Source organism: Streptomyces sp. C (genome assembly GCF_000158895.1).
GTDB lineage: Bacteria > Actinomycetota > Actinomycetes > Streptomycetales > Streptomycetaceae > Streptomyces > Streptomyces racemochromogenes.
The window spans coordinates 2070577-2073311 of record NZ_GG657750.1; the positions used below are offsets into that span (position 1 = coordinate 2070577).

3 protein-coding genes and 1 pseudogene are annotated in these 2735 nt (G+C 71.4%); 1 reads left to right on the forward strand and 3 read right to left on the reverse strand.

The genetic code is table 11. The features are described 5' to 3' along the window. Positions 1 to 474 (forward strand): annotated as a pseudogene (locus SSNG_RS09110) (HAD family acid phosphatase); the annotation flags it as partial. 85 nt (positions 475 to 559) lie between these two features. On the opposite strand, the gene SSNG_RS09115 reads toward SSNG_RS09110, so the two are convergent. From SSNG_RS09115 to SSNG_RS09125, 3 genes are all read right to left on the reverse strand, one after another. Beyond that, complete coding sequence (locus SSNG_RS09115; RefSeq protein WP_042800779.1) at positions 560 to 832, reverse strand: hypothetical protein; 273 nt, start codon at positions 830 to 832, stop codon at positions 560 to 562. A 258-nt stretch (positions 833 to 1090) separates the two neighbouring features. Further along, positions 1091 to 1756: a DUF4360 domain-containing protein gene (locus SSNG_RS09120; RefSeq protein ID WP_007263528.1), complete on the reverse strand. Its 666-nt coding sequence runs from the start codon at positions 1754 to 1756 to the stop codon at positions 1091 to 1093. 31 nt (positions 1757 to 1787) lie between these two features. Next, complete coding sequence (locus SSNG_RS09125; RefSeq protein WP_007263529.1) at positions 1788 to 2450, reverse strand: DUF4360 domain-containing protein; 663 nt, start codon at positions 2448 to 2450, stop codon at positions 1788 to 1790. Positions 2451 to 2735: the final 285 nt, after the last annotated feature.

The following is a 2735-nucleotide window of genomic DNA, read 5'->3' on the forward strand; positions in this document are numbered from 1 at the left end:
GACGTGGCCGCCGTCGTCGACGCCGCGCGCCCCGCCATCGAGCGGCGCATCGCCTCCTCGCCGGCCGGCGAGAAGCCCGCGATCGTCCTCGAAAAAAAAAAACTCGTCGCTGGAGACGGACTTACACTGGTTCTGGACCTTCCCGACGCCCGCCATCGAGAAGGTCCGCGCCCTGACCCAGTACGCCCACGAGCGCGGCGTGGCGATCTTCTTCGTCCCGCCCGCCCCGGGATCGTGTACTCGATGACCGAACGGAACCTGAAGTCGGTCGGCTACCCGGTCAGCGGGCTGTACGTACGGGACCTGCCCGCCCTGTTCGAGCAGGTCAGCGCGTACAAGACGGCCAAGCGGGCCGAGATCGAGGCGCGCGGCTACACGATCATCGCCAATATCGGGAACAACGAGAGCGACCTGGTCGGCGGGCACGCCGAGCGCACCGTCAAGCTCCCCGACTACGGCGGCAAGCTGTCCTGACCCGGCGCGCCCGGGCGGCCGCCGCTCAGCGGCCGCCCGCTCCGGGGGGCGCCCGCTCCGGAGGCGCCCGTCCGGGGCCCTCGCCTCAGCCTCCGCAGCCGTAGCGCTGGCTGCCGTAGTCCTCGTGCGTCCAGTGGGGGCCGGAGTCGCCGCCGTCACCGGGCGCCGCGGACGCGTTGAAGAGGACCGCGAGCGGGATGCCGAGCAGCAGGGGGAAGCCGAAGAAGAGGGCGACCATCCACCAGCCGATGGCCTCCTGAACGCCCTGGAGGTCCGGATCCCACAGGATCCAGAGCTCCGCCGCCCACGCGGCGGCGTTCAGCCCCAGAAAGACCGTTATCCAGCGTTCGTCCTTCATGCGCCACCCCCGCAACCGTCGTATCGGGCATGTGTTCCCCCGGCCCGGCAGTGGAACACACGGATCCGTCACGAGCCGCCGACCGCTGCCGCTGCCGCTGCCGCTGGACAACATGATGGGCCGGCTGCGGTTCAGCGAGTGGATGTAGCGGGTAGTCATATGGCAGCGCACGAGAAGGGCTCCGGCCCCGACCCCTCGCCAGGGGGCCGGGCCCGGAGCCCTTTCGCCGTCCGCGGTCCGCACCCGGTCGGGCGGCGGCTAGCCCTTCTTCGGGCCGGCCGGGCAGACCTGCCAGGCGAGGTGGTAGAGGGTGCTGACGCTGGCGTCGGTGGAGTCCATGGCCATGAAGCTCGTGGTCTGGGGGCTGGAGGTGCCGGCGTTCACGCGCAGTTCGGTGTTGATGTTGAAGTTGCGCTTCTCGCCGCACGGGGCCCAGACGAGGTCGGCGTACTCCGTCTTGTCGCTCGTCTGCCAGTTGTCGTTGAGGGGGCCGGTGAACTGGTGGGTCCGCTGGGACGTCTGCGGCATTCCCTGGAAGTAGTAGTTCGCCCTCTCCTGGCCGGAGGCCCCGGGCTGGAGGAAGGCGAACCCGCGGTAGTCGGCCTGCACGATGGCGTAGGTGAAGCCGGACGGCACGTGGACGCGGAGGTTGAGCTGGCAGTTCTTGCGGAAGGCGGTCGGCGGGGCGCCGGGCCCGACCTGGGCCATGTAGTCGCTGTAGGTGACGGTGAAGGCGGTGTTGTCGGGGGCGACGGCGACCTGGGCGGTGCCTTCGCGGCAGCCGGAGCCGTTGACGGTGGCGAGTTCGATCACGATCTTGTCGGGCGGGACGGTGATCGGGCCGCCGGCGACGGCGGGAGTGGAGGCGGTGAGCAGCGCGGCGGCCGCGGCGCCGACGAGCAGGGGGGTCCTGAGGCGGGACATCGTTGTCACTCCTGACCTTCGTGGGCCGGCGTCAGCGGACGGGACATTCCTTCCACTCGAAGTGGTAGACGGTGCTGACGCTGCCGTCGGTGGAGTCCATGCTCATGAAGCTCAGCGCCTGCGGGCTGGACGTGCCGCCGTAGACCCGCAGTTCGGTGTTGACGTTGAGGTTGCGCTCCTCGCCGCAGGGGGCCCAGACGAGGTCGGCGTACTCGGTCTGGTCGGCGGCCTGCCAGTTGTCGGTGAAGGGGCCGTTGAACTGGTGGGTGGTGCGGGCCGTCTGGGCGTTGCCCTGGAAGTAGTAGTTCGCGCGCTCCTGGCCGTAGGCGCCGCGCTGGAGGTGGGCGAAGCCGCGGTAGTCGGCGCGGGCGATGGCGTACGTGAATCCCTGGGGGACGTGGATCCGCAGGGCCAGCTGGCAGTTCTTGCGGAAGTCGGTGCCGCCGGAGCCGGCGCCGGTCTGGGCGAGGTAGTTGCTGTAGGTGACGGTGAAGGCCGTGTTGTCGGAGGCGGCGGCGACGGTGGCGGTGCCCTGGGGGCAGCCGGAGCCGTTGACGCCGACGACGTCGACGGTGACGCGGCCGGGCGGCGGGATGTACGGGGGGTCGGCCGGGGCGTGCGCCTGGGCGGGTGCGGCGGCGACGGCCGAGAGCACGGTGACGGCGGCACCGACGGCGATTCTGCGGAACGGCATGTCGGGGGTCCCCATTCGTCGGGAATTCGGCGTGGACATGCCATCACGCTGCCGCTGGGGCGGGGAGGGCGTGATACGGCCAAGGCCGTCCCGGGAGGCCCCCGGGCCGCCCTCCTGGCCGGAACCGGCGGAACGGCCCCGTCCGCCACCCCGCCCATCAGGCGGCCCCCGCCGCCCCTGATCCACCCCACCCCCCACGATGTCCGGTTCCGCGGGGGCGCGCCGCTGCGCGGGGCGAGGTCCCCTACCCGCCCTTCAACCGTTCTCGCCTCAGTCGCCGGCGCG